20 protein-coding genes are annotated in these 23,854 nt (G+C 65.3%); 8 read left to right on the top strand and 12 right to left on the bottom strand.

Annotated elements, in window-relative coordinates; translation table 11 throughout:
• Positions 1-9 precede the first annotated feature (9 nt).
• Positions 10-1,488 (bottom strand): AMP-binding protein, encoded by a 1,479-nt coding sequence (locus HYG77_RS30500; RefSeq protein WP_109330349.1) that lies wholly within the window; start codon positions 1,486-1,488, stop codon positions 10-12.
• A gap of 274 nt (positions 1,489-1,762) precedes the next feature.
• On the opposite strand from HYG77_RS30500, the gene HYG77_RS30505 reads away from it, so the two are divergent.
• Complete coding sequence (locus tag HYG77_RS30505) at positions 1,763-3,988, top strand: thiamine pyrophosphate-dependent enzyme (protein WP_208961462.1); 2,226 nt, start codon at positions 1,763-1,765, stop codon at positions 3,986-3,988.
• A gap of 100 nt (positions 3,989-4,088) precedes the next feature.
• Here the strand turns inward: HYG77_RS30505 and HYG77_RS30510 are convergent, their stop codons facing one another.
• From HYG77_RS30510 to HYG77_RS30520, 3 genes are all read right to left on the bottom strand, one after another.
• Complete coding sequence (locus HYG77_RS30510; protein WP_109330346.1) at positions 4,089-4,691, bottom strand: glyoxalase; 603 nt, start codon at positions 4,689-4,691, stop codon at positions 4,089-4,091.
• 1 nt (position 4,692) lies between these two features.
• Entirely contained in the window at positions 4,693-5,112 is a 420-nt protein-coding gene (locus HYG77_RS30515; protein ID WP_208961463.1) for a VOC family protein, read from the bottom strand.
• 63 nt (positions 5,113-5,175) lie between these two features.
• Positions 5,176-7,197, bottom strand: a complete 2,022-nt coding sequence (locus HYG77_RS30520) for an MMPL family transporter (protein ID WP_208963575.1) — start codon at positions 7,195-7,197, stop codon at positions 5,176-5,178.
• Between the two features lie 217 nt (positions 7,198-7,414).
• On the opposite strand from HYG77_RS30520, the gene HYG77_RS30525 reads away from it, so the two are divergent.
• The 3 genes from HYG77_RS30525 to HYG77_RS30535 are packed head-to-tail and all read left to right on the top strand — an operon-like array spanning position 7,415 to position 8,975.
• Positions 7,415-7,948 carry a MarR family winged helix-turn-helix transcriptional regulator gene (locus HYG77_RS30525; RefSeq protein ID WP_244373330.1) on the top strand — a complete coding sequence of 178 codons (534 nt, stop codon included), beginning with the start codon at positions 7,415-7,417 and terminating at the stop codon, positions 7,946-7,948.
• Between the two features lie 29 nt (positions 7,949-7,977).
• Positions 7,978-8,583: a hypothetical protein gene (locus HYG77_RS30530; RefSeq protein WP_208961464.1), complete on the top strand. Its 606-nt coding sequence runs from the start codon at positions 7,978-7,980 to the stop codon at positions 8,581-8,583.
• Positions 8,580-8,975: a hypothetical protein gene (locus tag HYG77_RS30535; RefSeq protein WP_244373333.1), complete on the top strand. Its 396-nt coding sequence runs from the start codon at positions 8,580-8,582 to the stop codon at positions 8,973-8,975. Before HYG77_RS30530 ends, HYG77_RS30535 begins: the two co-directional genes overlap by 4 nt.
• Before the next feature lie 287 nt (positions 8,976-9,262).
• Here the strand turns inward: HYG77_RS30535 and HYG77_RS30540 are convergent, their stop codons facing one another.
• Together HYG77_RS30540 and HYG77_RS30545 are read right to left on the bottom strand one after the other, a co-directional pair.
• Positions 9,263-9,592: a hypothetical protein gene (locus HYG77_RS30540; RefSeq protein ID WP_109330336.1), complete on the bottom strand. Its 330-nt coding sequence runs from the start codon at positions 9,590-9,592 to the stop codon at positions 9,263-9,265.
• A gap of 223 nt (positions 9,593-9,815) precedes the next feature.
• Positions 9,816-10,754 carry a hypothetical protein gene (locus tag HYG77_RS30545; protein WP_208961465.1) on the bottom strand — a complete coding sequence of 313 codons (939 nt, stop codon included), beginning with the start codon at positions 10,752-10,754 and terminating at the stop codon, positions 9,816-9,818.
• A 573-nt stretch (positions 10,755-11,327) separates the two neighbouring features.
• Here HYG77_RS30545 and HYG77_RS30550 point away from each other — a divergent pair.
• Both HYG77_RS30550 and HYG77_RS30555 read left to right on the top strand, forming a co-directional pair.
• Positions 11,328-12,569: a hypothetical protein gene (locus HYG77_RS30550; protein WP_208961466.1), complete on the top strand. Its 1,242-nt coding sequence runs from the start codon at positions 11,328-11,330 to the stop codon at positions 12,567-12,569.
• Between the two features lie 20 nt (positions 12,570-12,589).
• Positions 12,590-15,421, top strand: coding sequence for an FtsW/RodA/SpoVE family cell cycle protein (locus HYG77_RS30555; RefSeq protein WP_208961467.1), 2,832 nt, complete (start codon positions 12,590-12,592; stop codon positions 15,419-15,421).
• Here HYG77_RS30555 and HYG77_RS30560 read toward each other — a convergent pair whose 3' ends face one another.
• From HYG77_RS30560 to HYG77_RS30570, 3 genes are all read right to left on the bottom strand, one after another.
• A complete protein-coding gene (locus HYG77_RS30560) occupies positions 15,422-16,411 on the bottom strand; it encodes a rod shape-determining protein (protein ID WP_109330329.1) in 990 nt (329 codons plus the stop codon).
• A 257-nt stretch (positions 16,412-16,668) separates the two neighbouring features.
• A complete protein-coding gene (locus HYG77_RS30565; protein WP_230989856.1) occupies positions 16,669-16,947 on the bottom strand; it encodes a hypothetical protein in 279 nt (92 codons plus the stop codon).
• A 269-nt stretch (positions 16,948-17,216) separates the two neighbouring features.
• A complete protein-coding gene (locus HYG77_RS30570; RefSeq protein ID WP_109335140.1) occupies positions 17,217-17,414 on the bottom strand; it encodes a hypothetical protein in 198 nt (65 codons plus the stop codon).
• A 1,185-nt stretch (positions 17,415-18,599) separates the two neighbouring features.
• On the opposite strand from HYG77_RS30570, the gene HYG77_RS30575 reads away from it, so the two are divergent.
• A complete protein-coding gene (locus HYG77_RS30575; RefSeq protein ID WP_208963578.1) occupies positions 18,600-19,970 on the top strand; it encodes a wax ester/triacylglycerol synthase family O-acyltransferase in 1,371 nt (456 codons plus the stop codon).
• 40 nt (positions 19,971-20,010) lie between these two features.
• On the opposite strand, the gene HYG77_RS30580 is transcribed toward HYG77_RS30575, so the two are convergent.
• Both HYG77_RS30580 and HYG77_RS30585 read right to left on the bottom strand, forming a co-directional pair.
• Complete coding sequence (locus tag HYG77_RS30580) at positions 20,011-21,417, bottom strand: wax ester/triacylglycerol synthase family O-acyltransferase (RefSeq protein WP_208961468.1); 1,407 nt, start codon at positions 21,415-21,417, stop codon at positions 20,011-20,013.
• A 255-nt stretch (positions 21,418-21,672) separates the two neighbouring features.
• Positions 21,673-22,173: a hemerythrin domain-containing protein gene (locus HYG77_RS30585; protein ID WP_109330326.1), complete on the bottom strand. Its 501-nt coding sequence runs from the start codon at positions 22,171-22,173 to the stop codon at positions 21,673-21,675.
• Positions 22,174-22,316: 143 nt separating this feature from the next.
• Between HYG77_RS30585 and HYG77_RS30590 the strand changes: the two genes are divergently transcribed.
• Positions 22,317-23,360: an Rv2578c family radical SAM protein gene (locus HYG77_RS30590; RefSeq protein WP_208961469.1), complete on the top strand. Its 1,044-nt coding sequence runs from the start codon at positions 22,317-22,319 to the stop codon at positions 23,358-23,360.
• On the opposite strand, the gene HYG77_RS30595 is transcribed toward HYG77_RS30590, so the two are convergent.
• Positions 23,347-23,802, bottom strand: coding sequence for a PPOX class F420-dependent oxidoreductase (locus HYG77_RS30595; RefSeq protein WP_208961470.1), 456 nt, complete (start codon positions 23,800-23,802; stop codon positions 23,347-23,349). The genes HYG77_RS30590 and HYG77_RS30595 overlap by 14 nt on opposite strands.
• Between the last annotated feature and the right edge of the window lie 52 nt (positions 23,803-23,854).

The following is a 23,854-nucleotide window of genomic DNA, read 5'->3' on the forward strand; positions in this document are numbered from 1 at the left end:
GCGGGTTGCTCAGCCGCGAGCAGTGGTGGACAGCCGGTGCCGGCTGCGCAGTCCGGGTTTGTCGATTTTGCCGACGGGGTTGCGGGGCAAGGCGTCGACGACATGTATAGCCACGGGCAGTTTGACTTTCGTGAGCCGCTCACGGAGGTGGTCGGTGAGCTGCCCGTCGGTCACGGGGCTGTCGGGATAGGGGACCACGTAGGCGACGGGTACCTCGCCATACACTTCGTGAGGTGCGCCGACCACGGCTGCCTCGAGGACGCCGTCGTGGGTGGCGAGTGCGTTCTCGATCTCCTTGGGGTAGATGTTCTCGCCGCCCCGGATGATCATGTCCTTGATCCGGTCGACGAGGGTGAGGTAGCCGTCCTCGTCGAGTCGACCGACATCGCCCGTGTGGAGCCAGCCGTCGACAACGGTCCGGTGTGTCTCCTCGGGACGCCTCAGGTAGCCGTGCATCACGTTGGCGCCGCGGATGACGATCTCGCCGACAGTTCCCGGTGGCAGCAGGACGCCGGACTCATCCATGATCGCAAGGGTCTGCCCGGGCAGTGCGGGCCCGACGGTGCCGAGTTTGCGGACGCCGCCGGGTGGGTTGCACGCCGACGCGCAGGTACCCTCGGTGAGCCCGTACCCCTCGACGATCACCAGGCCGAAGCGCTGTTCAGCGCGTTCGAGCAATTCCTTGGAGATCGGGGCGGCTCCGCAGACTCCGAACCGCAACGACGACGTGTCGGTGACAACCTCATCGGGTTGGGAGACGAGCAGTGCGTAGATTGTCGGGACTGCGGAGAAGTATGTCGGCCGCAGCCGGGCCACGTCGTCGAAGAACCGGGCCGGGGAGAACCGGCCGGTGACACTCAGTTGCCCTCCGGCCAGCATCGGAGCGAGGAAGCTGACACAGATCGCGTTGACGTGGAACAGCGGCAGGATGAGCAGGCAGTGGTCCTCGGCGGTGAGCGAAAGATGCTCGGCAAGTGATGAACTCATGAACTGCAGGTTGTCGTGCGTGAGCATGACGCCTTTGGGTCGCCCCGTCGACCCCGACGTGTAGATCAGTAGCGCGACGTCGCTGCCCGCCGGGCGGAAGTCCAGGGCGGGCCCCGAAGGCAGGGAGGTGTGCATCTCGTCGACCGCAATCGACGGACGACCGGCGCTCGGAGCGTCCGGTCCCTCGTTTACGACCAGCGCGGCGTCGGCGTCGGTGATCTGGTACTCCGCTTCGGCGGCGGTGAAGGTGGGGTTGACCGGTGTGGCGGCCGCACCCAGCCGCCACGCCGCCATGAGGACGATGAGCAGCTCCACCCGGTTCGGCAGCATCACCGCGACGACGTCACCCTCGCGGACCCCGCGTTCGCTCAGTTGCGCCGCGAACGCATCCACCCGATCGGCGAACTGCCGGTACGTGAGGTCGCTGTGGTCGTCGCGCAGGCACGGTGCGTCGCCGTGTGTGGGCGCGAGGTCCCAGGTGAAATAGCCGATGTCGGACACTGTTTCGATCCCTTCGTTGCCGTGTGATTCACGACACTATGCGCGGGGACGGTGCTCCGAAATATTCCGCGAGGCTCGAGTTCGCGCCCGGTTTTGTCCGCGGCGGACAAGACCGGATCTGGAGCGAGGCACGGCGCGTAGTGAGTGGTGCATGCGCGGATCATCGACAATGACGCATGAAGGCGCCCGTGACATGCATACCCTGGTGAAGGGACACGCGTCCCGTCAGACCGCCCCGCGGACGAGGACGACCTGCCTGTCAGGAGCCGGATACATGGCCGAACAGATCGATGACTACTTCACCACCTTCATCAACGAGATGGTCGGCGCGGTACCGATGGGGGAACGTGATCGCGACGGAGCCGTGGAGGCACAGTCGAGCCTTTCCGTGCAGGACATTCTGGACTTGTTCGATTCGCAATTGGGCAGCCGTCATCTCGATCTCGCGGCGCGCTGGTTACGCTCGAAAGGTAAGGGCTTCTACACGATCGGCTCATCCGGGCACGAGGGAAACGCCGTCGTGGCCCGCGCCCTCCGTCTGACCGATCCGGCGTTGCTGCACTACCGCTCCGGTGCGTTCTTCCTCGAACGCGCCCGGCAAGTGCAGGGCAGCGACCCGCTGCGCGATGTGCTCCTCGGCGTCGTCGCCGCCGCCGAGGAACCGATGTCGGGTGGCCGGCACAAGGTGTTCGGTCGCCACGACCTCAATATCATCCCCCAGACCTCGACGATCGCATCTCATCTGCCGCGTGCGGTCGGCGTTGCCTTTTCCCTCGCGCGCGCCGCCAAGCTACACGTCCCCTCACCCTGGCCCGACGATGCGATCGCAGTGTGCAGTTTCGGAGATGCCTCGGTCAACCACTCGACCGCGATCGGCGCCATCAACACCGCTGTCTACTCGGCGTTTCAAGGCCTTCCCATTCCGCTGCTGTTCGTCTGCGAAGACAACGGCATCGGGATCAGCACCAAGACCCCGGCAGGGTGGATCGGCGCCAACTTCGGGAATCGTCAAGGGCTCGAGTACTTCACCGTCGACGGATCGGATCTGCCGATGGCCTACGCCACCGCGCAGCGTGCCGCCGACTGGGTCCGCAGGAACAGGCGCCCGGCGTTCCTGCATCTGCGCACGGTGAGACTGATGGGCCACGCCGGATCCGACGTCGAAGCCGCCTACCGCACCACCGGCGAGATCACCGCAGACTTCGACCGAGATCCGGTGCTGTGCACTGCACAACTGCTGATCGAGCGCGGGCATCTCAGCCCGAACGAGGTGCTTGCGCTCTATGAGAAGAAGCGCGCAGAAGTCATCGGACTCGCACGGCACGTGAGCGAGCTACCCCAACTCGATAGTCCCGCCGCAGTGATGCGACCACTGAGGGAGGGCCTCGACGAAGCGATGGCGGCCGAACCGCGACGAACCCACCTCGCTCGCCGCGCACACATCTTCGGCGGCCCGCTACCCGAAGAAGAGGGCCCACTGACCCTGGCCTCGTCGATCAACCGTGCCCTGCTCGACGTGCTCATCGAGTACCCGGAGTCGCTGATCTTCGGCGAGGACGTCGCCCGGAAGGGCGGCGTCTACGGGGTCACACGCGGGCTGATGAAGAAAGTCGGGGTTGCCCGCGTCTTCGACACCCTCCTCGACGAACAGGCGATTCTCGGGCTTGCACTCGGCGCGGGAGTCTCCGGGCTGCTGCCGATCCCGGAGATCCAGTACCTCGCGTACCTGCACAACGCCGCCGACCAGATCCGCGGTGAAGGCGCGACCCTGCAATTCTTCTCCGATCGTCAATACCGCAACCCCATGGTGGTGCGTATCGCCGGTTACGGGTACCAGAAGGGATTCGGGGGGCACTTCCACAACGACAATGCCGTCGCAGCGTTACGTGACCTCCCCGGCATAATCATCGCCTCCCCGGCCAGGCCCGACGACGCCGCGGCCATGATGCGCACCTGTGTTGCGGCCGCCCACAGCGCTGGCGCGGTGTGCGTGTACTTGGAACCGATTGCCCTGTACCACACCAGGGATTTGCACGAGGACGGCGACGAGCAGTGGCTCGCCCCCTACCCGGATCCACTGAAGGGCGCCGAGAATTTCGTACAGATCGGGCGGGCGCGCACCTATGGCAAGGGAACGGACCTGACCATCGTCACCTTCGGTAACGGGGTGCACATGAGCCTGCGAGTGGCGCGTCGCCTCGAACGAGCCGATATCTCGACCCGGGTGGTGGACATGCGGTGGCTCGCGCCGCTGCCGGTGCCGGACATCGTCCGCGAGGCGAACGCCACCGGCCGAGTCCTCGTCGTCGACGAAACCCGGGCAGCGGGTGGGGTGGGGGAGGGCGTCGTCATGGCATTGGTCGACCAAGGCTTCACCGGCCGCCTCGCCCGGGTTGCGAGCGAGAACAGCTTCATTCCCCTCGGCGACGCCGCACTCGAGGTCCTGCTGTCCGAAGACACGATCGAGGCCGCGGCGCTCGAAGTGGTGCGGGGGCGCTGACTCCCCGCACCGGACGCGTCGGAGGGGTCATTCTTTCACAGGCCCGTCATCGGTGGTGGTGTGCCGCTGCGGCGTGTGCTGCCCTCGAAAGCGCGTCGACTCAGTCGGATTCCCAGGAGAAACCGTCCGGATCGGTGAAGGTGCCGGCGTCGCTGCGGATGACGATTCGATGGGCGCCGGTGCCGTCGGGGGAGATGCCCGCGTCCTTCGCGAGTGCGCGGCGCCCGTAGAGCGCGAGCTTGACCTTCGGGCCGGTGGCGAACTCGACGTACTTGCGTCCGAAGCTTCTCGTCACTTCCAGGCCGTGGTCGAGGTAGAACTGCTTGCCGGCTTTGACATCTCCGACTCCGAGGAGCAGCACGAGGTCCTCGAAGTGCCGGGTGGCCGGTCCCGTATTCTTCTTCGACGATGTCGCGATTTTCCACAGGGCGCCGTCGGGGCCCTGTACGACGCCGCCGTACCCCCAGAGACTCTTCTTGGCCGGTGTGATCGTGGCGCCGCCGTTGTCGAGGGCGGCCTCGATGTAGGCGTCGACGATGTTCGGCTGGGACACGACGAGTGAGAGAGTGAAACCGGGGAATCCGGTGGTCGGTGCATCCGCGTCCCGGGCAGTGATGTGGGCATCGACGCCGAGTGCGGTGTGGAAGGCCTTCGCGGCGGTGGGCTCGGGAGTGTCGAGGGTGAGATTATTGATGGTGGTCATGTCAGCGCTGCTCCTTGATCTCGTTGATGCGGATGAGGTTTCCTGCGGGATCGCGGACGGCGCAGTCACGGATGCCGTACGGCTGGTCGATCGGTTCCTGGACGATTTCGGTGTCGCTTGCCGCGAGCTGGGCGAAGGTTGCGTCCAGGTCGGGGGTGGCCAATGTGAGGATGGCGTAGGTCCCCTTGGCCATCATCTCGGTGATGGTGCGGCGTTCCTCGTCGGTGATCCCGGGATCGGCCGCCGGTGGGTGCAGAACGAGGGAGGTGCCGGGCTGCTCCGGGTGTCCCACGGTGATCCAGTGCATCCCGTTGTAACCCACGTCTTTGCGGACTTCGAACCCGAGGATGTCGCGGTAGAAGGCCAGTGAGGCGTCGTGGTCGGTGTGTGGAAGGAAGGCCGAGTGAATGGTGATGTTCATGTGAGTGACGTTAATGCGGCCCGCGATGAGACGCTTCTCGATTCCTGACGGGTCTGCGAACGCTCAGATTTCTGACGGAACCGCGCTCCTTGCTTCGCCGGGTGAGTCGAGCGTCGAGGTGGCCTGGCGGTTCGGCCACCACACCGCGTCCCCGGCGAGCGTGAACAGCGCCGGGATGACGAGTGTTCGCACCACGAACGTGTCCAGGAGGATGCCGAGGCCGACGACGATGCCCAGCTGGGTCAGTGTGATCAGGGGCAGCACACCGAGGACGGCGAACACTGCGGCGAGCACTATTCCGGCACTGGTGATGACGCCGCCGGTCGCGGCAACAGCCCGCACGATCGCGGCCCGCGTGCCGCGCCCCGGTGTTTCCTCCCGGGCCCGGGTGACGAGGAAGATGCTGTAGTCGACGCCGAGTGCAACGAGGAACAGGAACGCGAACAGCGGAACGGTGTCGTCGAGCGCAGGGAACCCGAAGATGCGCGTGCTCACCCAGCTGCCGAGCCCGAGCGCCGCGACCGCGCTGAGTACCGTCGTCCCGACGAGGACCAGCGGTGCGACCACGGCCCGCAGGAGCACTACGAGCACGGCCAGGACCACGAGAAGGATCGCCGGAATGACGATCACCTGGTCTCGGAGGGCGGCGTCCCGCTTGTCCAGCGCCTGGGCGTCGCTGCCACCGACGAGCGCATCCGCACCGTCGATGTCGGCCAAGGCTGCCCTGATGGTGTCGATTGTTGCGAAGGCCTCCTCCGTTGCAGGTGGTGTGTCGAGTACGACGGCCCATCGCGTCAGACCGGTGTTCGACCGGCCGGCCTCGCTCGCCGACACGACCCCTTCGGTATCGGCCAGAACCCGCTGTACGGCGTCGGTCGCCTCCGTGCGGGCGACCACGGTGGTGGGGTCGGAGAGCCCGGAAGGAAAATGAGCAGCGAGAGTGTCCAAGCCGTCGACCGATTCCGCTGCGACCCGGAACTGTTCGGTTTGGGACAGCCCGACGTGGGTGCCGATCAACCCCGCCGCACAGACCCCGAGCGCCATAATCGACACAATTGCGGTGCGTCGCGGGTGTCGTGCTATCGCGGAGGCGACCCGGAACCAGGCGCCGTGCGTGGTGTTGTCCGGGTCGCCCACACGGGGCACGAACGGCCAGAACAATCGCTTTCCGCTGAGTGCGAGAGCGGGCGGGAGGACCAGCAGCACGAAGATGAGCGCTACCAGCAGGCCGGCGGCCGCGAGCACACCCAGACTGCGGGTACTGGGAATGGTCGCCAACAGCAGGGTCAGTAGGGCAAGCACCACAGTGACATTGGACGCGACGATCGCCGGTCCGGCTCGGCGCACGGCGTGGCGCAAGGCGACTCGGTGGTCCGGCTCCGCGCGGAGTTCCTCCCGGTAGCGGGAGATGAGGAGTAGCGCGTAGTTCGTTCCCGCACCGAAGACCAGCACGCTCGTGATACCGGACGTCGACCCGTCGAAGGTCAGCCTGGTCAGTTCGGCCACGGCAGTACCCACGGTCGACGCAACCCGATCGGCGAAGCCGACCACGGCGAGTGGCACGAGCCAGAGGATCGGTGAGCGGTAGGTGACGATCAGCAGGACCGCGACGACAAGCGCAGTGACCGCGAGCAACGTGACATTCGCGCCCGAGAACGAGTCGGCGATATCAGCGCCGAATGCCGGACCTCCCGTCACCTGCGCCAGAAGCCCCGGCGGTAGCGAGTCGGTGGCCGCCGCCCGCAGCTCGGCGACGCGATCGTTCAACGCGAAACCTGAGAGTTCCGAATCGGCGGGAACCTGCCCGATCACCGCTCTGCCGTCCGGTGACGGGATGAGTGCCGGTCCTGGGCTGGGTTCGAGGGTGCGGTCGACACCGGTCATCCGGTTCCGAGCCGCGTCGAACGCGGCGAGGTCCGCATCGGTCAACACGCCGCCGTCGGCACGACTGCCGACGAGAATCGCCGGTGTCACCCCCGATTCGGGAAAGTCGGTGAGGAGGCCGTCCACCTCGGCCGATTCCGCAGACGCGGGCAGGGAGATCGGTGACTGTCCCGCGGAGTCGTTGCCACCGACGAGCGCCATGAAAGCGCCGGCCAAGACAAGGACGGTGAGGGCCACTGCCCACGACCGCTGTCCGGTCACGGCGGATGCGAGCCGGTCCCAGATAGCGAGAGAACGGTGTTCTGTCGGCGCATGCCCATCGGTGTTCACTGTTCGAATATTTCAGAAACTGAATAGTTAAGCAACTGAGAGAATGTGAGGGGATAGGCTGTCGGCCGACCGCTGAGAGGGCCTAGAGATGACAGACGACATGCCGGACAGTGCTCGTCCCGACGCGAGAGCGAGACTGGAAGCAGACATTTCGGCAGATGTCCGCGCGATGACCGTGGCGTCGGAACAGATCGGACGCACTTTCGGTGCGCTGCACGATCTCAGCCCCAACGACTTCCAGGCGCTGATGCACGTCATGGTCGCCGACACCAATGGCACGCCGCTGACCGCCGGGGAACTGGGGAGCCTGCTCGGGCTGTCGTCGGCGGCGGTGACCTATCTGGTGGAGCGAATGCTGTCGTCAGGGCATATTCGGCGGGAGGCAGACCCGTCGGACCGCCGGAAAGTCATCCTGCGTTACGACGACCACGGGCTGGAAGTAGCCCGCGAGTTCTTCGCCCCACTAGGACAGCGGACGGCGCGTGCCCTGCGGGACGTCCCCGATGCCGACCTGGCTGCTGCCCACCGCGTGTTCGCAGTGCTGATCGACTCGATGCAGAGCCACTATGAGGATCTCGGGGGAAAGAACATCCGACACCTGACCGCGCGCCGGACCACCTGAGAAGTCCGTGACGTGGATAGTCTCATGCAATGAAGACCCCGCCGCTGCTGCGTTCGCCGCTGCTGCGTTCGCCAGTGTTGCGTGTGTCGGTGTGGTTATCGATGGGGGTGGCTGTGGTCTTCGGTGCCACGGCATGCATCGGAGCTGTCGACCGTGCTGAATTCGACGCGGATATGCGATCCAGGGGCGGGGGTATGACCTCGGACCTCGTGGGCGATGCTTTAGCAGCGCTCGCAGTTCGCTACGGCGTCGCAGAAGTGCAGGTGACAAATCTGGACATCGCGCCGGTCGAGCAGTTGGCTGTCACCGTCCGCGATCCGGCGAACCCCGATCAGCTCGACCAGTACACCTTCGATGGTGAGAATGTGAGTGAGCCCAGTCCAGTGGTGGTCTCTGCACTGGAAGACCTGGATGCACGCGCCTTCACCCTCGACGACGTTCCGGCATTGGGTCGAGTCGAGCATCTGGTAGACGAAGCCCTGTCCCGCAGCGGTCTCGAGGGCGGTCAGGTAGTCGGCATCTCGGTGACCAGGGCTGGCGGAATTTCGCCGACAGCGATGGTCGAGTCGTCGCGGTCGCGGTCGGTGGTCGTGTTCGATGCCGACGGAGCTGTGGTCGGGGTGCATCCGCTATGACCGAGCCGGTGGAACTGGGTGTAGATCCACAACCTCGGAAGCGCCGTGTGGCCAAGCCGCTCCTGTTGTGGGGAATCGGCATTACGGTGAGCGTCGGCTTCCTCACCCTGATCTCTTCGCTGATCTGGCCGGGACAGGCCGTCTACCTTGCGCCTGTGTTCTGCGAACAGCCCGGGAACGACGCGGTCGTCGTGTCGGATACCTATTCCACCAGGGACGGTCGGTCCACCAATTTCACCCTGTACTGCGTGGGAGAACGGGGGCAGACGACCGACAAGGGATGGCTGCAACCCTTCCTCCTGATGTGGGCCGCCTACCTGGTGGTGGTTACGGTAGTCGTCTCGGTGGTACTCATCGCAGCGAAGGGGCGATCGCCGTCAGAGAAATTGTGACGCCGGCCGGTCCGAAAAGGTTGAATTCAGCTTCGAATAAAACTGTCGGACAGGGACTTCTCGTACGACGCCCGCTTTGCCGGTTCGCACCGGTACTGCCCCGTCGCGGTATGTCGGAAGCGGTTGCCGTCAGCGCTGACGGTTTGGCCGCAGTAACGGCATTCGTGACCGCGTACGCCCAATCGGATCGTCTCGGCGGTGGGGTAGGTGTTGACGGTCATGGTTCTCGTTCTTCGCTGTGGTCTGTTCAGTGGGCGATGTGGACTGTTCGGTGGGCAGGAAGTCGATCACGCATATTCGGCGGCGACCCCGGAAGTGCCGAACTGGGCGGTCCGGGTCAGGGCTTGCCAGACGACGTCGTAACGCTTGACGGTCATCTCGTCCGCGTCCGCCAAGAGGCTGTCGAGAAGCGATCGCGGATCGTCTTGCCACGCCTGCCGGGCGTGCGCGACCACCCGGTTGGTGAACAGCCCTGATTGGGCGAGTGCGAACGTCCATTCGTCGAGGTCGCCGGAATGGATTCGCTCGACGGTGTCATAGTCGAATCCCTCCGCGACGAAGTCGCGAGCGAACGTCGCGGTGACATAGTCACCGCAGGTAAGCGGTTCTGCCTTCATGGTGCGGGACCTCTCCTGCAATCGACGCGGTTCCGGAAGCCGCCGGGTTACGCGTGTGTGACAAGTCACAGACTGCCACCGGGTGCGGCTACGCCACATCGGCCGGATGGCCCGTGGGTATACCTATTTTTCGTCTCCCGGTACCTTCCCGGGGGCCGCAGGCAGCGGAGTCCGTGCCGTCCCCTCCGCCCCGTCTACCCCTTCGACCTGCGGAAAGCCGGTTCTAGGGCTGTGCAACCACGATGTTCCCGCCGGAATCCGTGCACGTGATGCTGTATCCAGTCGCCGCGGAGTGTGGGTCTCCCTTTGTTCGGCATTTCCATCCGTCGACGTCGTATACCTCGTCCGTCGCGTCGGGGGCGGTGAAGTACTTGTTGAGCATGGCGTGAGCAGCGTCGCAGCGGATCGTTCCCTTCACGATGACGACCGTTGCGGGTTCGCCTGTCGGCGGGTAGACGACGCGGCCACACTGATTCGATCCGCCTTCCAACTGGGGAAGAGGAGGTGCGGTCGGCTCGGTAGGCGTGATCTGCGGTGGGCCGGCGTCGGGGGTGCCCGGTATCGGGGTGAATTCGAACTTGTAGCCGCCGGTCGAGATGGTGAATCCCTGATTCGTTGCGTTCTCTCTGCACGAGACGCCCGAGAACTGCACATTGCAGGTGAAGCCGTCGGCAGACAAGGTCGACCCGTAGGGGAGGACGTTGGGGTTTCCGGGGAAGAGTGGCTGGTTCGCGGTCTGGAAGCTCGGTCCCTTCTTGGCTTCGATGGCGACGATGTTTGCTTCGGCGGAGCGCCCGGGGGCCTGGACGGGGATTTGTAGCGGGCCGGGAACTCCTGGAGGCGTCCCCGGCGTGTGAGACGCGCAGGCGACCATCTCGTTCGCCGGGGTGATCGCGCAGAGCCATTTTCCTGACGGGGTGACGAAGCCGTAGGCGCCACTCGGGTCCCCGCCGGCATACTGCTCCCGGTCGACACCGGTCGTGTCGCGCTCCTCGGCTGCCGGCGGTTCGCCCGAGGTGCCGACCGCCCCGCTCGCCACCACCGTCGACGCGCTCGGTGATGACGAGTCCGCGTCTCGACTCCCTGATCCCGCGAGCAACAGCGCGGAGGCGACGGCAATCGTTACCAGTGCCACCGCGCGTCCGGGCGGAATCAACTCCATACGACGCACCCCTCCTCTGATCGCCCTCGGTCTCGTCTCGACCAGTAGAGATGTTCCCACGGATGCACCTGTGCCGAGTGATATCGAGAGAAGGCAGCAGGGGTAACCCGCCGATGACCGTGGGTGCCGAACCGGGTGTTTCCGCGAAACGTCACCTGAAGGGCAATGCGGCATCGAGCGGAGGAGGTCACTTTCGAGTTGGTCGCTCGTCCAGACCTTCGGGGCCAGAGGCGCTTTCGTATCAGGAGTCAGTTCACGCTTTCGGCTTCTCCTCGTCCGGGATCTCGCACAGATTCGGAATCTCTTGAAGGAGAGGTAAACCTGACCCGTGATCGGTTCACGTATGGCAGTACGGCCAGGCGATGGGCCGAGGTGCTTGTCGCCGTGTATCTCGGATGAGTAACGGGATGTTCCGGGAGTGCGGATCGGTGTTCCGGGAGCGCGGATGAGAGTTAAATTGACTCTCACAGGCATATGGGAGTTCGACAGCGAGTAAGCCCAGCTCAAGGTCCGCCGCCGCCCGCCCGGTTCTGTTCCAACCCGTGCGGGAGGCATAGCGTTTCGGGGTGCGCGATGATCGAAGTGGTGTCAGGGCTCCTCGCGGGGAGAGGCGAGCCCGTAGTGGTCGGGTCCGTACCTCCTGAACGACAAGATGAGGACGCACGTGGCACCGGCGTCTCACTCCGAAGGCTGCTCGGGATTGCGGCGTTGACCCCGGCGCAGGCGTCGTGGCTCATCACCGATGCGCTCGACCAGCTCGAGCTGACGCGCAGCCGAGGCCGCCTACCGATCCTGTTCCGAGATGATGCCGTCACAGTGTTCGAAGAAGGAAAGCTCACGATCGAGTTCACCGGGCGTGCGGCGTCCTGGCGCGAGATCAGCGATGCGATCGCCGACCTGTCGAGAAGTATCGCGGCGAACTGCCGCGCGTCCGCACTGGTTGACCGGATACACGAATCAACTACAGAAGCAACGGATCTCGACGATGTGATGCAACGAGTTCGTCGGGCAATCGCACCTGACATCGACCCGGCCGACGAAGAGAGGACGCGGCGACAACTCGGCGCGCTGGTCTTCGCCACGCTGGGGCGCCAACTATCGGACGGCCGTGAGACGGGGGAGGAACGGACCCCTCAGGGGCGCCGGCCGGGGGGTGCCGGGGCATCACTTGCCACCGGCGACTGGTTTCCACCGGTTCGAAGTCCATGGCACCGCAGAAAGAGACGGCTCTCGCGTCGCCGTGGTGCGCTGGGTCTCATCGCGATCGTGGTGCTCGCCGGAGTGCTGTGGACCGCACCGCGGGTGTGGTCGGAATTGCGTCGCGGCTGGGATGCCGTTCTGAATCCGGTGAATCCGTCGGACCAGAATCAGATCGCCCCGGTATCGCCGCCGCCACCCGAACCCACCGGCGATCCGGGTTCACCGGCACCGGGGGGACAGCGTGCGGAACCGATATCGGTGGAGGTCGGGGCCCCCGCCAGTGCGGGGATCATCACCATGGTTACCGCCACACTCGCCAACGGCGAATGCACGTCGGGACGTGCGTGCGACATCAGGGTCGACGTTCATCTCGACTCGGCCCCGAATGAAGGCACCGTGGTTTGGAAGCTGAATGTGTACGACCGATGCTCGGGCGAGGTGCGGACGGGCAACGAGGTGTCGCTCCACGTCCCACCCGGCGCGCAACAGGTATACGGCATCGGCCGGACAGATCTGCCCCCCAGCACCGCCCTCGCTGTCGCTGCGGTCACGATTTTCCCCGCGACAGCCGCCTCGGAGCCGGTGCTGATGCCTGCCGAGAACGCATCCTGCTGAGCATCGGGGAGCGGTGAGACATGCAGGAAGACAAGCGGGAATCGGATCCCTGGATCGTCACGGCAGCGGTCGTCCTCGTGGTGCTCGGACTGCTCAACCTGACGTCGACGGGAATGACCTCGCACGCCGTGCGCCATGCCCTCTTCGCTGCCGCCGGACTCGGATTGATGCGCGTCGTCTCCCGCCTGCGGATGGGTGACCTGCGAGCATTCGGCTGGGCGATATTCACTGTCACCACCGCGATGCTGGCCGCCGTCCCACTTGCCGGGGTCGCGACCAAAGGCGCCCAGCGCTGGCTCGACTTCGGCATATTCACCATTCAACCGTCCGAACTGGCCAAGCTGGCTGTGGTTCTGGTGTCGGCGGGGTTGCTTGCTGCGGGGTTCACACTCGGCCGATTCGTTGCGACGCTGGCGGTCGTGGGAATCCCCGTGGCGCTGGTCGCACTGCAGCCCGACCTGTCGACTGCCGTCGTTCTCGTGGTGACCGCGGGATTCATGCTCGTCCTGGCGCGGGTCCCGTTGTTGCCGTTGTTGCCGTTGTTCATGCTGGGAATCGCCTCGTTGCCACTCGCCGTGCTCTTTCTCCGGCCGTATCAGCTCGAACGCGTCCATGTGTTCCTGTCGAGCAATGCCGACCCGAGCGGGGCGGGGTGGGCCGAAATGCAGGCGAACATCGCGATCGGTAGCGGCGGGTTGTGGGGCCTTTCGCGTGACCCGCTCTTCGAGGTACGTGCCGAATACCTTCCCGAATCGGAACACGACCTGGCGTTCGCGAGCCTGGTGTATGGATGGGGCTTGATCGCCGGAATCGCTGTCGTGGTGGCGAGTTCGGTCATCGTGTGGCGGGCTGCACTCGCAGCCAGAACCGCACGGACGAGGGAAGCAGCACTCGTCGCAGCGGGCGTCGGTGGACTGTTCGGGATCCACGCACTCGTCTCGATCGGTGCGAGTCTCTCCTTGCTGCCGCACAACGGCATGCCGATTCCGCTGTTCAGCTACGGAGGCACTGCGGCGATCGTCGGCTTCGTGGCCGTCGGACTGGTGCTCGCCGTGCGTAGGGACGGCGTAGCACGACCGCTCTGGGCGCCGGAGCCCCGACGGCGCCGCCGGCCGAGAGGGCTGTCCGTCGGCGCAGTGACCGTCACTGCGCTGCTCGTCGCGATGTCCTTGTTCACGTGGCAGCTGCAGCACGACCGGGGCGCGGACCTACGTGCGATGAGCGACCAGCAGATGATGCGCTGTATCCGCCTGCCGGCCGAGCGCGGTCTCGTCGTCGATCGCAATGGTGTTCCCCTCGCAGTGAACGTCGCGGAGTATGCCGTAGCGGTGGTCGCCCGGATGTTCGACGAGAACGACGCCGGTTCCCGCCGCCGCCTCGCCTCACTGCTCGGTATCTCGCCGGAGGAGGTGACGAGTGTCGTGCGGGAACGTGGCGAGGGCGAACAGGACGTCGTCGTGGGGACCGTCGCCCCCGAAGTCGCTCGGCGCGTCGTGGACGCTCGTCTGCCCGGGGTTCTCGTGGTGCCTTCCGGTCGCCGGCACTATCCGTACGGCGCGGTGCTCGCCTCCGTCCTCGGACACGTCGGGGTGGCCGACGAGCACGACATGGAACGCTGGCCGCACCTTGCCCTCGGATCGCGGGTCGGCAAGGCGGGACTCGAGAAGCAGTACGATGCCCTGCTGCGCGGCAGCGACGGCAAGCAGTGCGTCTACGTGGATCCCTCCGGGCATCCCGTCGCCACCGGGGAGCGAGTAGACCCTGTACGAGGGCATGACCTGCGGTTGCACCTCGACGTCGCCGTGCAGAACCTTGCTACGGATGCGCTCACCGAGGCGATGCGTAAGAGCAGGGGCGACCTCGGCGCTGCCATCGTGATGGATGCGCGCAACGGGGCAGTGCTGGCGATGGCCAGCGTTCCCGGATTCGACAACAACGTCTACGGCCCCCCGGCCGACCTCGTTGCCCTGGCGGCTCAGGCCCAGACCCCGGGCCCGAGCCCGTTGCTGAACAACGTGACCCAGACCGCGGTGCCGCCCGGTTCGACATTCAAGATCGTCGTCGCCGCAGCGAATACGCAGTACCCGGTCCTTGCGCCGGAGTCCGTGATCGAAACCGGTGCCGCCTATACGTACGGCGGCCATACCTTTCGGAACTGGCAACCGATGGGCCCCCATAATCTGCTGCAGGCCATCCAGTGGTCGGACAACGTCTACTTCTACAAGCTCGGCGAACTCCTCGGTCCCGAGAACATCGCCGCAGTGGCCGACCAACTCGGTGTCGGCCGGCGATCGGGGATCGACCTTCCCGGTGAGGCCGAGGGCTTCCTCGGCACTCCGGCCAATGTCGGAAGTATCGGCGCCACTTGGTATCCCGGTTCTACGCTTCTGATGGGAATCGGCCAAGGCACCGTCAATGCCACTCCGATACAGGTGGCGCGCTGGACGTCGGGGATTGCGACGGGTGCGATGGTCACCCCCCAGCTCGCAGCAGGGTACGGGCCGGACGTCGTCCCCATCCCGACAGCGGAACCTATGCGATTGCCCTTCGCGGACAGACTCGACCCGGTGCGGGCCGGGATGCGGGCATCCGCGGCGGCCGGCACGGCCGGACAGCTTGCGGAACTGCCGGTGCCGGCGGGTGCAAAGACGGGCACGGCCGAGGATCCGTCGGCGCCCGGCGAAGGTCTCAACGCCTGGTTTTCCGCGGTCGCACCCTTCGACGCTCCCCAGATCGTGGTGTCGGTGCTGGTTCGTGGCGGTGGTTTCGGGTCCGCGACCTCCGGGCCCGTCGTCAAGAAAATCCTCGACTACTACTTCCCACGGCCGCCCGGCGTGCTGCCGATTCGGTGATCAATTGCTGTACGCGGCCACGACCTCAGGGTGCTCCAAGCACGCCGTAGCGCCTTCGGCGACGCAGGTGAGCGGCCGCTCGGCCGTCTTCACCGGGAATCCGAAGGCCTGTTCGAGCATCTCCGACACACCACGCAGCATCGACCCACCGCCGATGGCGAGCACACCTTCCGCCATCACGTCGCCGATCGCCTGGGCGGGAAGGTCCTCCAGGCATTCGGTAAGCGTCTGAACGATCCCCGACATAGTCGGGCGTAAGGCATCGACTACTTCCTCGGTTTCGAGCGTGACCAGACGTGCACGGCCGGTCACGGCGTCCCGGCCTTCCACGACGAGTGACTGTCCGTCCTCGGTGTCGGGCGCGCCCACCTTCGCTCGTTCGGCCGTGAGTTCACCGACGATGATGTTGTGCTCGGCCCGGAGGTATTGGTAGAGCGCGTGCGTGAGTTCGTCCCCGGCGAGCCGGCAACTGCGATGCGAGAGAATGCCACCGAAACAAATCGCTGTGACTTCCGAAGTGCCACCGCCGATATCCACAACGAGGTGGGCGCGCGGCTCGAGCGGGTTGATACCGCAGCCGAGTGCTCCCGCGACAGGTTCCGGTATCAAACCGACCTTCCGTAGGCCCGCCTCGTGTCCGACCTCCAGCAGAGCACGGCGTTCGAGCGGTGTGGCGCCCGCGGGGACCGCGATGACACCCTTCGGTCGCACGCCGTACGGCCTGTGTGGGGAGGCCCGTTTGATGACGGCGCTGACGAAGGTGCGGGCGGTTTCCAGGTCGACGATCACTCCGTTGTGCATCGGACGCACCTGCGTGATGCCGATGGGAGTGCGGCCGACGAGGCTGCGAGCATCGTGACCGATGGCGAGGGCGCGGTGTGGTTCCTTGGTGCGAACGAGCATGAAGGACGGCTCGTTCAGGACGACCCCCTCTTCCGGTGTGCCGACGACAGTATTGGCAGTTCCGAGATCGATACCCAGTCCACGCACGTCGGCCTCCGAAAGGGATTCGAACGAGATGATCTAGATGCTACTCAGGGCCATCGACTCGCGGGCGGATATCGCGGTGACTCACGGTCGATTCCGGCTTCTGCACTCGAGCGACACTCACACGACGCCGACGGGTCTGTTGGACGAGCGGCCAAGTGCTCGGGAGTCGACGATCGACGCCTGACCGACGTGCCGTCCGGAAAGTGTTGGTAGAGCGGTCGAGACGGTATCAGGCACTGATCCGCTCGTCCCCTCGCTCATCGCCCTCGGCGTGGCGAGGATGTGGCGGCACCACTGCGTCGGTGTCGATGCTGGTCGGCCCTCTTCCGGGACGCCTCCGGCTTGTGCGCGTGGCCGACCGCCCGGAGGAGGTCGTGTTGGAGCCGGAGATAGGTGGCAAGCCACCGGTCGTCGACCGGTTCGTCGCGCAGATATGCCGTGAGGGCCGCGCTGTTGTGGTCGGCGTCCAACCACCTCCGCAGCTCGATGGTGCGATCCTGGACGGATTGCAGCAATTTGTGCTGTGGAACGGGCATTGGGTCTGCTCCTCTGGCTCAGAAGCTATTCCGTAGTGGGAAAAGGCGGTTCGCGGTTGCGGTAACGACCTCCGGCAACCCATCGTGCTTCGTCCGGTAGCCATTGTGCGCGATGCGGTTGCCCGTTGGTGAGCGTTTCCCATTTCCGAAAACGCGGCAAGCGCGAATCGCACGACCCTTGGTAGAAATACGTATCTGTTGAAGTCGGTTGTCCAACTCGCGCCGACGAAAGAAGGGAGGAGGTTATCAGCTCCTTCCAGGGCCGAGCGTCAATCGCGTTGTGTGCGGCGCGTGGGCGCCGCCGACCACACGCCGTGGGGATCCCCATCGTCGTCGTAACGGTCGATCCGGACGATGCTTGCCACGGATTCGGTCGGCCTATGGGTCTCGTTGATCGCCTGGAAGTCTGATTCGAAGGTTCTGTCGCTCGAGCTTCCGTCACGAAGAGTCACCTTGTACTTCGGCATGGTCAGGAATATGCCACCGCCGGCGTAGTGGCGCACCACGAACTGGTGAATTCACGCGACCCCAGATGACGACCCGAGTCCTCACTGAACACCAGCAAAGCGTGAGAGGAACGCGGCGTCCGGGCCCGAGGAGTAATTGAGGCGAATGCGGGTATCCGATGTCTGGGCTGCCGCGCGACCTCGGACGGCGAACCCGCGACAGCCAGTCCCTCCGGCCGCCTGACCCCTTCGGCCGGAGGGACGCCATCTCGACCCGATTCTCGTCGAGGGAAGCGGCGTACGCCGCTTCAGTGCACTCGGCGGCTTCAGTGCGCTCGGCGCATTCGGGGACTCGGCGTATTCGGAGGTTGCGGCTACAACTGCCGCCTGACGCGCTGGCGAGGAATACCCCAGACAGGGGTTCGGCCGGGAATGCTCTCACATTCTCGGCCGGATCTCTGCTTCACGAGTCTTTCACCGTTGCCGATTACTATCTCGATCCGCAGTACTCAATATACGCGCGTGTACCCATGCACCGCAATGCCCAATGTGCTCGAAAGGGGCCGGCGCTCGAACAGACCGGCGATCACGAGAGAGGCGGTCGTAGCGGGTCGAGCGGACCATGGCAGCGGCTCGGCTACCACTGGTGTGGTGAGTCGAGCTGCTGTCGTTCTTCGGATATGCCCGGCGCTGTCAGCCGATGCCGATGCCGCCGCCGAATGTGACGCTCAACCATTTCAAGAAAGCGTCGAAGGCGACACTGAAGTCGATACCTGCAGAACCCATCTGAAGTCACTCCTCACCTTTGTTGTATTCCACGGGATCAGTTGATCCACGCTTAACTCGAATATCGACCAGACTTTCCGCAACGTTTCACCGGGCGGGAAAGAATTTCAGGTTTCGTATTGAACAGATGCCCAGATACTCTTGGACAATTGCCCATTTTATTTACTGGACGCTCGATCGAATGCGTCGGCGCATGGTCTATTCGGTCGGATAGAAAAAGGGATTATTCATCGGCCCGCGGCAACCGATATGCATACTTGCCCGTTGCCGGCGCCCGAGGATCGCCGGTGCCATCCGGGTGGACCGGTCGCAGTGCTTCGTCTCTGCGGGAAACGCAGTCTTCGCGAGCGGAGTGTGCTGTGCTGGGACCACAGAGCCGGGAGGTGCGGTGTGCGAACTGCGTTCGGCGGACTGGCGCCGATGGGGATGACCGAGGCGATGTTCGTGTTGTTCGAGTCCCCTTCACACCCGATGCACGTGGCCACCCTGACGCTCTTCGAACCACCCAGCGGCACCGTGCCCGGCGCGCACGCCGCTGACATGGTCGGGAGGCTCCGCGCTCACGCCGAGATCTCGGAACTGTTCCGCAAACGCCCGGTCCGCTTGATGTACGGGTATCCGTGGTGGCGTGTCGACGAGGAGGTCGATCTCGACTATCACGTGCGGCACACCGCAGTTCCTGGTGGAGGAACCATGACCGACCTACTCTCGCTGGTGTCCCAGATGCACTCGATGCCGCTCGATCCGCAGCACCCGATGTGGGAGATGCACGTCATCGAAGGACTGACCGACGGGCGCACCGCGGTGTACACGAAGTTCCATCTGTCTTTGACCGACGGCGCCTCCGGGCTACGGCTACTGCACCGCACGCTCTCGATCGACCCGGGCATCCGGGACTGCCCGGCGCCGTGGAGTCCGTCGGTCGCGGCCCCAGCGCGGCATCTCTCCCTCGACCCGCGAGTGACACTGCGGTCCGGTGTGGAACTGACATGGCAGTGCGCGGCCATTCTCCCCACCTTGATGCGGACGGGCTACCGCGGGCTGACCGAAGAACATCTGACGTTGCCGCTGCAGTCACCGCCGACGATCTTCAACGCACCGACTGGTCGCGCCCGCAAGGTAGCGACCCGGTCCTGGCCACTGAAGCCGCTACGGCGGCTCGCCACTTGCACCGGCGCACCGCTGGAGGTGGTGGTGTTGGCGATGTGCGCGGGCGCCCTCCGCGGGTATCTGCTCGAGCAGTACGCCCTCCCCGAGGCGCCGTTGACCGCAATGCTGCCGGTCCCACTCGACTTCGGTGAGGGCCCTACCATCGGGGCCGCGGGCCGTGGAGTCGGGGCAATGGTGGTGTCGCTGGCCACCGACGAAGCCGATCCCCTCGCGCGATTGGCGCGGATTGCCGACTCCGTCGCCCATACCAGCAGGGTTGTCGCCGCCCTCGGTCGCTCACAGTTTCAGTTGGTGAGCGCGCTGACGTTGAGTCCGATCATGCTGGAACCGGTCCGGCGGGTGCTCGAGGAGATCCCGCCGCCTTTCAACGTGACCATCTCCTACACACCGGGTCCGACCCGCCCACGATTCTGGAACGGAGCTCGCCTCGACGCGGTCTACCCGGTACCGGCCCTCGCTCGCGGACAGGCGTTGAGCATCACCCTCACCAGCCGATCCGGGGAGTTACACGTCGGTGTCGTAGGCGATCGCACCGCGGTTCCCCACTTGCACCGGATCATCGGCTACCTCGACACCTCCCTGACCGAACTCGAAACCGCGAGCCACACTGCGCGCCGGTGATCGAGAACTTCGCAAAGGCGTGCGACCGCCGTCGAGGCCACTACAGGCCGACGGCCTGCTCGAGGGCGTCGAGTTCGGTGTCGAGATGATCGAGCATCGGGCGCAGATTCGGGACGGCGGACCGGCATCCGGTCAGTCCGAACACGAGATGGTCGTCGCTACTGGTGACAGTGATGTTCAGTGCCTGTCCGGTCACCGGGATCGACAGAGGGTACAGGGAATCGAGGCGGGCGCCGTTCCAATACAGGGGGCTGGCGGGGCCGGCGACGTTGGAAATGACGAGGTTGAACGGAGGTCGCAGTGGTCCCCGCCGGCCGGCCAGCATCTCGAGGCCGAGGGGGGCCGCTCCGAGGGCGCTCATCGCCAACGCCTGGGCCGGGCTCATCGCGCGCAGGGCCTGCTTCCCTTCGCTCATGCAGGTCCGAATCGTGGCGAGCCTCGCTCCGTGCTCGGGAAGGTGGGTGGCGAGGTTGCACATCAGGACTCCCACCCGATTGCCACCCTGCGATTCGCCGTCATCGGCGCGTAGGGAAACCGGGACCATCGCGATGAGCGGTTCATCCGGCAGGGCGCCCAGGTCGTCGAGGTAGCTGCGCAGGGCTCCGGCGGACATCGCCAGGACGATGTCGTTGACGGTGGCGTCGGCGTGCTTGGCCAGCAACCTGATCCGTTCGAGCGGCCACGATCGGGCGGAGAACTGGCGCGCCCCGCCGATCGGAACGTTGAACACGGTGTGCGGTGCGCGCATCGAGAGCGGCCCGCCCCGGGCGTGCAGGGCCCGGTCCATGGTGCCTGCCAGCGCCGGTGCCAGACCTGCGACTTCTCGGGCGCCGTGCAACGCCAGTCTTGGCAGGCCCAGCACGTCTGCAACTCCGGGCAGGTGTGACGCCGCCGTTCCCGGTGGCGGTGTGACACGACCGCTCGCGGTGGGCATCGGCTGCCAGGGGGCTGGCATTCCTCGTCGGTCGGGATCTTCACTCATACTGCGGCGCAGCAGGTTCATGGCGGAGGCGCCGTCGGCAAGCGCGTGGTGGATTTTCGTGTAGACCGCGTAGCGTCCGTCGGCGAGGCCCTCGATCAGGTGCATCTCCCACAGTGGGCGGTTGCGGTCGAGCAGACCCGCATGCAACCGAGACGACAACGCCAGCAGTTCGGGCATGCCGCCCGGGCGGGGGAGGGCGTGGCGGTGCACGTGATGGTTCAGGTCCAACTCCGTGTCGGTGACCCACCCCCACTGTCCCAGGGTGGTCATCGAACGTCGGGCGCGTTTGCGGAACAGCGGAGCGACTTCGGTGGAGGCCGTGGCCGTGTCGAACATCGCCCGCATGTCTGCGGCGTCGGCGCCGTCCGGGGGTGTGAACACCGCCAGGCCGCCCACATGCATCGGATGCTCCCGCGACTCGCCGAGCAGGAACAGTGAATCGGTCGGCGACATCGGCAGCAGCATGCGGGGTGTCCTTCCTTCCCGAACGGCGGATCCGCACTGCCACTGCGGTGTCTCCGGGCGGGGTGACTTCGGTTTCCGTTAGCCGGTTTGTTCGGTAACGTTCAGGTGTGGTTTACGTCACAAATCGGCATCCGGATCAGTTCTACAGGAAGGTGCTGTCCGCGCGCTACCCGGCAGACGTCGAGCGGGTCACCGCGAGAGGGCGCTCGTGGAGTCGCCGGAGATCTACCCATCACTTCAGGTCCACCAGGTGCATCACTTGATGACGGCGTCCACCGTCTTCTTCAACGCCGACGGTTGTGCAGGCGAATGGGGTGCCTTTTCCTTCAATTCCAGCAGTCGCGCACCCATTTCCTGAAGTTGCTTACGCCCCAGCTCTTCCCGCACCTTCGGGAACCACTCCTGCTCCTCTTCCTCGATGTGGTGCTCGACATTCTCGATGAGGACGGTGGCCTTCGCGTCGAATCGTTCGCTGTCGGGCTTCATGGCCGCCAGCTCCGTTACGAGAACGTCGGCGACGTGGTGCTCCTCGAACGACTCCAAGATGTCGTCCTCGAGGTCGGGGGCGAGTTTGCGTACCTCCGGGTACATGCACTCGTTCTCGAGGTAGGTGTGCACGGTCAGTGCCTCGATGATCTGGTCGACGATCCGGCCCTTCGCCGCTTCGGCGTCGGGGCCGGCGCTACGGAACTCGCGGAAGAGTTTTCGGATTGCCTTGTGGTCGTTGCGCAGGAGCACAATCGCGTCGGTGGACATGGGTACCTCGCAAGGGTGTGGTCGGCGGTCGACGCTCCCGCGAGTACCCCGAGTGGACCGTCTCTACGCGCGACCGGACGCCGGCTCTGCCCTTGGCTCCGGTTGGACTTGACACCCGTTAGAACACATGTTCGCATGTACTCATGAGGTGGGACGGGCAGGCGCTCGATGCGGACGACGGCGCGTTGCCCGGGCTCGAGCGGGCAGGTCTGGTGCGCAGCGTGCAGACGCCCGAGTTCGAGGGCATCACCTTTCACGAAGTGCTCTGCAAGAGTGCGCTCAACAAGACGCCCGAGGAGTCCCAGCTCCCGTTCCGCTACACGGTCAACGCTTTTCGAGGGTGTTCCCATTCGTGTCGTTACTGCTTTGCCCGGCCCACCCACGAGTACCTCGACCTCGATGCCGGCCGGGATTTCGACAGTCAGATCGTGGTGAAGACGAATGTCGCGGCGGTGCTCCGAAAAGAACTGAGCCGTAAGTCGTGGAAGCAGGAGCACGTAGCGTTGGGCACCAACACCGACCCGTATCAGCGGGCCGAGGGCCGGTACCGACTCATGCCGGGAATCATCCGGGCACTGACTGAGTCGGCCACACCATTCTCGATCCTGACGAAGGGAACGCTTCTGCGGCGCGACCTCCCGCTCCTGACACTGGCTGCACAGCAGGTCGCCGTCAGTATCGGCGTGTCGCTGGCCATCCATGACGCCGACCTTCAGAAGTCGATCGAACCCGGCACTCCGTCGCCCAGGGCGCGCCTCGATCTGATCCGGGCAATCACGGATGCGGGCATGACGTGCAATGTGATGGTCGCCCCGGTCATCCCGTTTTTGACGGACTCGGCACGGCACCTCGACGGTTTACTCGAGGCCATCGCGCAGGCAGGAGCGTCGAAAGTCACCGTGCTGCCGATGCACCTGCGGGGGAGTACCAAGGGCTGGTTCATGAACTGGCTCTCCACCGAACATCCCGCACTGATTCGGCAGTACCGGCAGTTGTACGGTCGATCCGCCTACGTGCCGGCCGAGTACAAGTCGTGGCTGAAGGCACGCGTCGACCCGCTCGTCGAACGTCACGGTCTGGCCGGTCGTGCGCAACATCGTGACGCCGGAGCGGCAGGGCGGGAAGAGGCCGAGCGCCGCGAACTCGTACGAGCCGGCAGTACCGGACCGACTCTCACTCTGTTCTGATCGCGGTTCCCTCGGGGTCCTCGTCGGGCGGCAAGTGAACCGTGCGTCTCGGTTCATACCATTCGGTCCCGACGGGTTCACCGCCCATGTTCCAGCTCCATGAGATCGTCGGCGTGATGCGGGCATACATGCCCGGGCCGACGATGCCCACCCGCTGGATCGGCTGCTCCGCGATACCGTAAACCCGAATGCATCGGGCGATGAACGGTTCGATCGACTCGAGGTCGTCGACCACCAAGGCGACCTTGACGTTGCCCGCTCGGAGGTTGCGGAACTTGCGTGTCTGGATCACGGCCGGCCCGGAACCGCCGATCCAGAAGTATGTCCCGTCGAACTCGAAGGCAAGCGGAACCACGTCGGGCTGCCCGTCGGGGCAGACAGTGGAGAACCGTGCGACGGGTTGTGAGCGGATGTAGGCGATCTCTTGGTCCGTGAATGACACGGCGTCTCCTTTCGCGTCGCGAGCCCAGGTTGCCCTGCGCGGGAACGCGAGC

Origin of the sequence: Rhodococcus sp. ZPP (genome assembly GCF_017656075.1) — a bacterium.
GTDB lineage: Bacteria > Actinomycetota > Actinomycetes > Mycobacteriales > Mycobacteriaceae > Rhodococcus_F > Rhodococcus_F oxybenzonivorans.